6 protein-coding genes and 1 pseudogene are annotated in these 6123 nt (G+C 61.2%); 3 read left to right on the plus strand and 4 right to left on the minus strand.

Annotated elements, in window-relative coordinates; genetic code table 11:
• Positions 1 to 114 precede the first annotated feature (114 nt).
• A pseudogene (locus L9Z73_RS31340) lies at positions 115 to 342 on the plus strand (zinc-binding dehydrogenase); the annotation flags it as partial.
• Between the two features lie 322 nt (positions 343 to 664).
• Positions 665 to 2002 (plus strand): glycerol-3-phosphate transporter, encoded by a 1338-nt coding sequence (glpT, locus tag L9Z73_RS23600; RefSeq protein WP_247406189.1) that lies wholly within the window; start codon positions 665 to 667, stop codon positions 2000 to 2002.
• On the opposite strand, the gene L9Z73_RS23605 is transcribed toward glpT, so the two are convergent.
• Positions 1999 to 2652, minus strand: coding sequence for a gamma-glutamylcyclotransferase (locus L9Z73_RS23605; RefSeq protein ID WP_247406191.1), 654 nt, complete (start codon positions 2650 to 2652; stop codon positions 1999 to 2001). The two genes, glpT and L9Z73_RS23605, sit on opposite strands and share 4 nt — an antisense overlap.
• A gap of 282 nt (positions 2653 to 2934) precedes the next feature.
• Between L9Z73_RS23605 and L9Z73_RS23610 the strand changes: the two genes are divergently transcribed.
• Positions 2935 to 3417, plus strand: coding sequence for a sn-glycerol-3-phosphate transporter (locus tag L9Z73_RS23610; RefSeq protein WP_247406193.1), 483 nt, complete (start codon positions 2935 to 2937; stop codon positions 3415 to 3417).
• 40 nt (positions 3418 to 3457) lie between these two features.
• Here L9Z73_RS23610 and L9Z73_RS23615 read toward each other — a convergent pair whose 3' ends face one another.
• The 3 genes from L9Z73_RS23615 to L9Z73_RS23625 form a co-directional block, all read right to left on the minus strand.
• The gene (locus L9Z73_RS23615; RefSeq protein ID WP_247406195.1) at positions 3458 to 4426 is read right to left on the minus strand and encodes a CDP-6-deoxy-delta-3,4-glucoseen reductase; all 969 of its coding nucleotides are present in this window, start codon (positions 4424 to 4426) and stop codon (positions 3458 to 3460) included.
• On the minus strand, positions 4426 to 5892 hold the full coding sequence (gene ubiD / locus L9Z73_RS23620) for a 4-hydroxy-3-polyprenylbenzoate decarboxylase (protein WP_247406197.1): 1467 nt from the start codon (positions 5890 to 5892) through the stop codon (positions 4426 to 4428). The genes L9Z73_RS23615 and ubiD overlap by 1 nt, the downstream gene beginning before the upstream one ends.
• Positions 5893 to 5951: 59 nt before the next feature.
• Positions 5952 to 6123: SGNH hydrolase domain-containing protein (locus L9Z73_RS23625; RefSeq protein ID WP_247406199.1), on the minus strand; the 172-nt coding region annotated here is incomplete at its 5' end.

Below are 6123 nucleotides of genomic sequence, written 5' to 3' on the forward strand. Positions count from 1 at the left end.
CTTGGCGCGTAAGCGAGCACTTCGATCTGTTGCCCGTCTGCGCGGGCGACCACTTCAGCGCCCATCAACGGGTTTTCGCCGAACAATGGCAGGTGATTGAGTTCGACCCAGCCGCTGGCACTGCTCAAAGGTGCGGCCGTGGTCGGGGTGTTCTGGGGCTCGTTCGCCCAGCGCCAGCCGCAGGACAATGCGGCGAACTTCCAGCAGCTGTTTGGTTGGTATGCCGAGGGCAAGTTGAAACCGCTGGTTTCGCGGGTGTACCCACTTGAGCAGGCTGCCAAGGCGATCAATGACCTGGGGCAGCGCAAAGCCGTGGGCAAGGTGGTCGTCCAGACCCGCTGACAGAGGTGAAATGCGCTCAAATGTGGGAGGGGCGGTGCGACGATTCGACTTGCCCCCGATGACAGTGGGTCAGTTAATACATCTGTTGACTGAACCGCCATCGGGGGCAAGTCGAATCGTCGCACCGCCCCTCCCACATTTTGATCTCCAGTGTCCTGCAGACGCCAACTGCGACCATCACTTGCCCATTCGCGACATGTTCGTAAGAGAACATGCGTTTGCTCATATTTCCTGTGTTTGCACATAAGACGCGATGCTATTTTCGGTAACGAAACTGTAACATTCGCATCCGCTGTCAAAACAAGAAATCTGGAGCTCTTGAATGTTTGCTTTCTTTCGTCCTGCCGTGCATCAGGCGCCCCTGCCTGAAGAAAAAATAGACAGTACCTACCGACGCCTGCGCTGGCAGATCTTCGCCGGTATTTTCTTCGGTTACGCCGGGTACTACCTGCTGCGTAAAAACTTCTCCCTGGCCATGCCCTACCTGATCGACGAGGGTTACACCCGGGGCGAACTGGGCCTGGCGATGTCGGCGATCGCGATTGCCTACGGCCTGTCCAAGTTCCTCATGGGCCTGGTGTCCGACCGCTCCAACCCGCGCTACTTCCTGCCCTTCGGCCTGCTGGTATCGGCGGGAGTGATGTTCATTTTCGGTTTCGCGCCTTGGGCGACGTCCAGCGTGACCATGATGTTCATTTTGCTGTTCATCAACGGTTGGGCCCAGGGCATGGGTTGGCCGCCGAGCGGACGGACCATGGTGCATTGGTGGTCGCAGAAGGAACGCGGTGGCGTGGTGTCCGTGTGGAACGTGGCGCACAACGTCGGCGGCGGCCTGATCGGCCCGTTGTTCCTGCTCGGCATGGCCTGGTTCAATGACTGGCATGCCGCGTTCTATGTGCCGGCAACGGTTGCGTTACTGGTGGCGGCATTCGCCTTCATCACCATGCGCGACACCCCGCAATCGGTCGGCCTGCCGCCGATTGAGCAGTACAAAAACGATTATCCGGAAGGCTACGACGCCAGCCACGAAGACGAATTCAGCGCCAAAGAAATCTTCGTCAAGTACGTGCTACACAACAAAATGCTGTGGTACATCGCCTTTGCCAACGTGTTCGTCTACCTGTTGCGCTACGGCGTGCTGGACTGGGCACCGACCTACTTGAAAGAAGCCAAGCACTTCACGGTCGACAAGTCGTCCTGGGCGTACTTCTTCTACGAGTGGGCGGGTATCCCGGGCACGCTGCTGTGCGGCTGGATGTCAGACAAGATCTTCCGCGGCAACCGTGGCCTGACCGGTATCGTGTTCATGGCGCTGGTGACCGTAGCGACCCTGGTGTACTGGCTCAACCCGCCGGGTAATCCGATGGTCGACATGATCGCGCTTTTCTCGATCGGCTTCCTGATCTACGGCCCGGTGATGCTGATCGGCCTGCAGGCGCTGGAACTGGCGCCGAAAAAAGCCGCCGGTACGGCTGCGGGCTTCACCGGCCTGTTCGGTTACCTGGGCGGTTCGGTGGCAGCGAGTGCGGCCATGGGCTATACCGTGGACCACTTCGGCTGGGACGGCGGCTTTGTGCTGCTGGTCGGCGCGTGCCTGCTGGCGATCGCGTGCCTGATCCCGACGTTGTGGCACACCAACAGTGTCAGCTCGGCGCGTTAATCGCCTGAGCAATCCTTGGCACAACGCTTGAGCCGCGCCTCCAGGTTTTTGTCTGGCATGGCGTGGCTACGCAGGGCGTTAACGGTCTGCTCGACATAATCGCGCGTAGTGCCGTAACGCCCGCAAGCGCTTTGCAGCACGTGGCTGAGCACGATGTCGGGCAGATTGCCGGCGTAGCTCGGCAGGTGCCGCTCCAATACAAACCCCAGCGCCTGCACCCGACTGCCATCTTCCAGACGGCAACTGAGCCAGTGCGGCCGATAGGAGGGGTAAGGCATTTCGCGCTGCCACAAGGCGTAAAGCGAGGCCTCCAACTGATCTTCCGGCAGGCGGTAGGCAAAGCCGCTGCACGAACCACCGCGATCCAGGCCGAAGACCAACCCGGGTATTTCCGGCGTACCCCGATGCTCGTGGGACCACAGGTACAAGCCGCGGTGATACCCGTGGATTCGCGCCCGCACCCGCTCGGTCGACGAACACTCAGGCCGCCAGATCAGCGAACCGTAAGCGAATAGCCAGACCGGCCCACCCTTATGCCGGGCCATGGTGGCCTGCATCGAGCTCATCAACTGTTCGTGAGTGAGTTGCGGCCCCAGATCGAGCTGCGGAGGGTAAGCCAATTGCAAAAGATCGGATTCAATGGCGGTCATGGCGGATCGCTGAGGTCTCCTGTGCAGCTACGAGAATCTATTACCAATTGTAAGTAACTTTACCGTAATAGAACCCGCCGCTGTAACCGTATGACGAAAAAGTGCTAATCGGCCGAGTTGCCCTGGGGCTGGGGCGTGGTTCCATCCGTTCGTCAGGATTCAGGGCGCCAATCCCGCTACTGTCAGCCCCGGTTCAGCCTGGGTGCACACGTAACCTTCAAACTAGCGCGCACATCACGACCCACCTAGCCGCCCCTAATACCGACTAATCGAGGTCACCCCATGAAAAAAATTCGACTGTCTGGCCTGCTGTTCCTGGCCCAGGCCACCACTGCCCTCGCGGCCGAAGCCCCGCCTACCGACGATGACAAGGGCTTCTGGTATGCGCAGACCAGTGTCTACACCCGACACTTCGCGCCGGACCCCGAGCATAACAACCATCAGGATTTGCTCGGCCTGGAGCGCAATGAGGCGTCAGGCCTGGTGTATGGCGCGGCGACGTTTCGCAACTCGTTCAGCCAGCGTTCCTACTACGTCTATGCAGGCAAACGCTATGACATGACCGACTATCCGGTCTATTTGAAGCTGACAGGCGGGGCGATTCAGGGCTATCGCGGCAAGTATCGCGACAAGATCCCGTTGAACCGTTTCGGCGTGGCGCCGGTGATCATTCCGTCCGTAGGCACCCATTACGGGCCAGTGGCGGCGGAGCTGGTGCTGCTGGGGTTCAATGCGGCGATGATCACGACCGGCGTGCGTTTCTGACCGCGACGCCAGCTCCCCCATTAGAAGCCAGCGTAGGGCTTCAGGGCCGTGGGGCGTAGGCGAATACGTCGGCACGCATCTGATGTGCATCCATGCCGGCGTCCACCAGCGCATCCAATGTGCCGTAGATCATCGCCGGTGAACCGCTGGCGTAGACATACACGCCCTTGAGGTCGCGGATGTCTTCGCACACCGCTTCATGCAACAGCCCACAGCGCCCTTCCCAGCCGCACAGGTCGCTGACCACTTTGTGCAGGAAGAGGTTGGGCAGTTGCAACCATTGATCCCAATGTTCTATCTCGTAGAAATCTTCCGGGCGTCGCACGCCCCAATACAGATGCACCGGGTGTTTGAAGCCGGAGGCGCGGCAATGCTCTATCAGGCTGTGCATCTGCGCCATGCCGGTACCGGCGGCGATCAACACCAGCGGCCCATCGGGCAACTCGGCCAGGTGGGTATCGCCAAACGGCAGCTCGATGCGGGCCATCTGGTTGCGCTGCAACTGTTCGAGCAGGTTGCGCGCGCTGTCCTCACGAGCCAGCACGTGCAGTTCCAGCTCACGTCCTGAGTGGGGCGCCGAGGCCAGGGAAAATGCCGATTTCTCGCCGTTTTCCCGTTCAATCATCAGGTATTGCCCGGCGTGGTAACGCACCGCCTTGCCGGCCGGGGCGAGCAAGCGCACGCGCCACACATCGCCACCGACTTCCACACACTCACTCACTTGGCACGACAACTTGCGCAACGGCAACTCTCCCGGCGCCAGCACGCCATCCCACAACACCACACAATCTTCCAGCGGCTCGGCGATGCAGGTGTAGAACTCACCATGGTCGCGTACCTCACCGGCCTGCTGCACCCGGCCTTCCACCAACAGCGCCGCGCACACATGGCACACGCCATTGCGGCAGGCTTGCGGGCATTCATAGCCCAGGCGGCGCGCACCTTCGAGGATTCGCTCGCCAGGGTCCAGCGCCAATACGGCGCCGGAAGGTTGCAGGGTTACACGCATCAATCTATTCCCAACTCTTTCCAGATCGCATCGACACGCGCCGTCACGGCTTCGTCCTTGACGATCACCCTGCCCCACTCGCGGGTGGTCTCACCCGGCCATTTGTGCGTGGCATCCAGGCCCATCTTCGAGCCCAGGCCCGAGACCGGCGAGGCGAAGTCGAGGTAGTCGATCGGCGTGTTGTCGATCATCACCGTGTCGCGCTTGGGGTCCATGCGCGTGGTGATGGCCCAGATCACGTCGTTCCAGTCGCGGGCGTTGATGTCGTCGTCGGTGACGATAACGAACTTGGTGTACATGAACTGTCGCAAAAACGACCACACACCGAGCATGACCCGCTTGGCGTGGCCGGGGTACGACTTCTTCATGGTCACGATGGCCATACGGTACGAACAGCCTTCCGGCGGCAGGTAGAAGTCGGTGATTTCCGGGAACTGCTTCTGCAGGATCGGCACGAACACTTCGTTCAGCGCCACGCCGAGAATCGCCGGCTCATCCGGCGGACGGCCGGTGTAGGTGCTGTGGTAGATCGGCTTGATCCGATGGGTGATGCGCTCGACGGTGAACACCGGGAAGCTGTCGACTTCGTTGTAGTAGCCGGTGTGGTCGCCGTAAGGGCCTTCATCGGCCATCTCGCCCGGATGAATCACGCCTTCGAGGATGATTTCCGCGGTGGCCGGCACTTGCAGGTCGTTGCCGCGGCACTTCACCAGCTCGGTGCGGTTGCCGCGCAGCAGGCCGGCGAAAGCGTATTCGGACAGGCTGTCAGGCACCGGGGTCACGGCGCCGAGGATCGTGGCCGGGTCGGCGCCCAGGGCCACGGAGACCGGGAACGGCTTGCCGGGATGCTTTTCGCACCACTCACGGAAGTCCAGCGCGCCGCCCCGATGGCTCAACCAGCGCATGATCACCTTGTTGCGGCCGATCACTTGCTGACGGTAGATGCCGAGGTTCTGGCGGTCCTTGTTCGGGCCTTTGGTGACGGTCAGGCCCCAGGTGATCAGCGGGCCAACGTCGCCGGGCCAGCAAGTCTGCACCGGGAGCATGCCCAGGTCGACGTCATCGCCTTCGATGACGACTTCCTGGCACGCCGCGTCCTTGACCACCTTGGGCGCCATGGCAATGATCTTGCGGAAGATCGGCAGCTTCGACCAGGCGTCCTTCAAGCCCTTGGGTGGCTCGGGCTCTTTGAGGAAGGCCAGCAACTTGCCGATCTCGCGCAGTTCGCTGACCGACTCGGCGCCCATGCCAAAGGCCACGCGGTCGGGGGTACCGAACAGGTTGCCGAGCACCGGGATATCAAAACCGGTCGGGTTCTCGAACAGCAGCGCCGGGCCCTTGTTGCGCAGGGTACGGTCGCAAATCTCAGTCATTTCCAGCACCGGCGAAACCGGCACCTGGATACGTTTCAACTCTCCGCGCTGCTCAAGTTGCTGCACGAAATCCCGAAGATCCTTGAATTTCATTAACCACGCCACCCGTAAAATAGGCGTACATCCTACCTGCTATGAGGGCGGCTGGCAGCTTAATTGGCCGTCAGCCCCCGTGATTGCAGCGAACTGAACAGCGGCTCCAGAAAGGCTTCGATGTGCCGCGCGCCGACGTCGGAGAGGTGGTTATCGTCGGTATACAGCGCACGGCCATCGTGCTCGACCCGGCACAGACCGTCGGCGCCACACAGCAGGGGCGCGGGGTCG

This window comes from Pseudomonas emilianonis (assembly GCF_023072625.1).
In the GTDB taxonomy this organism is placed as follows: Bacteria; Pseudomonadota; Gammaproteobacteria; order Pseudomonadales; family Pseudomonadaceae; genus Aquipseudomonas; species Aquipseudomonas paraveronii.

Coding starts and splice junctions, on each gene's coding strand:
- glpT (WP_247406189.1), top strand. CDS start 665: ATGTTTGCTTTCTTTCGTCCTGCCGTGCATCAGGCGCCCCTGCCTGAA.
- L9Z73_RS23605 (WP_247406191.1), bottom strand. CDS start 2,652: ATGACCGCCATTGAATCCGATCTTTTGCAATTGGCTTACCCTCCGCAG.
- L9Z73_RS23610 (WP_247406193.1), top strand. CDS start 2,935: ATGAAAAAAATTCGACTGTCTGGCCTGCTGTTCCTGGCCCAGGCCACC.
- L9Z73_RS23615 (WP_247406195.1), bottom strand. CDS start 4,426: ATGCGTGTAACCCTGCAACCTTCCGGCGCCGTATTGGCGCTGGACCCT.
- ubiD (WP_247406197.1), bottom strand. CDS start 5,892: ATGAAATTCAAGGATCTTCGGGATTTCGTGCAGCAACTTGAGCAGCGC.